This window comes from Streptomyces sp. SID3212, assembly GCF_009865405.1.
GTDB lineage: Bacteria > Actinomycetota > Actinomycetes > Streptomycetales > Streptomycetaceae > Streptomyces.
In genome coordinates this window covers 1-851 of the sequence record NZ_WWJY01000925.1, presented here as the reverse complement: position 1 = coordinate 851, position 851 = coordinate 1, and the positions used below count along the sequence as shown (strand labels likewise).

Below are 851 nucleotides of genomic sequence, written 5' to 3'. Positions count from 1 at the left end.
GGCTGCCGCTCGTGGCGGGCGACTCGCTCGCCGCCGTGCTCTCGACCGCCTTCCTCAGCGAGGAGCAGCGCGACGCCGTCCTGCTCCCGCTGGTCCTCTGCGTGACGATGCTGAACGCGCTCGCCGGCCTCTACCGCCCCGGCCTCGTCCTCTCCGGCCTCGACCAACTGCCCACGCTCGCCGCCCGGATCGTGGTGTCGTGGTGCGCGGTCGCCGCCTTCCTCGCCGCCCTCCTCCCCGACCACGCCCTCGGCCTTCCGGCCCTCCTCGCGGGCGGCGCCCTGCAACTCGTCACCGCGTGTGCCTGCCGCTCCTTCGTCCACGGACGCCGCCGCGCCCTGGCACGCGACCGGCCGCGCTCCACCCTCGTCGTCGGTACGGTCCCGGCGGCGCGGCGCGTGGCCGCGCTCCTCGCCCAGCACCCCGAGTACGGGCTGAGGCCCGTCGGCATCGCCGCGCCCGCGCACGAGGAGGGCGGCGACGGGGGCACCCTGCCCGTGCTCACCTCCACCGAGGAGATCCACCGCGCCGTCATCCAGAACGGGGTGGCCGAGGCGGTGTTCGTCGACTCCGGTCCGGGCCCCGGCACGGACCACGGCACGGGCTCCGGTACGGACCTCGGCACCGACCTCGCCCTGGGCACCGACCTCGCCCTCGGCTCCGGCCTCGCTTCTCCCGCTCCCCCGGGTACGGACCCCTCCGAGCGCTGGGACCGCCCCGCGCTCGTCGGCCTGTTCCACGAGTACGGCTGTGCCACCTGGTTCGTCGGTACGGGTCCCGGGGAGCCGGCCCTCGCGCGGGGCGGCGCCCCGGGCGGCGGTACCGCCGGGTCCGGCGACATGGCCCGGCAC

1 pseudogene is annotated in these 851 nt (G+C 77.1%); it reads left to right on the top strand.

Features of this window, described 5'->3' with window-relative positions:
* A pseudogene (locus GT042_RS27555) lies at nt 1–851 on the top strand (hypothetical protein); the annotation flags it as partial.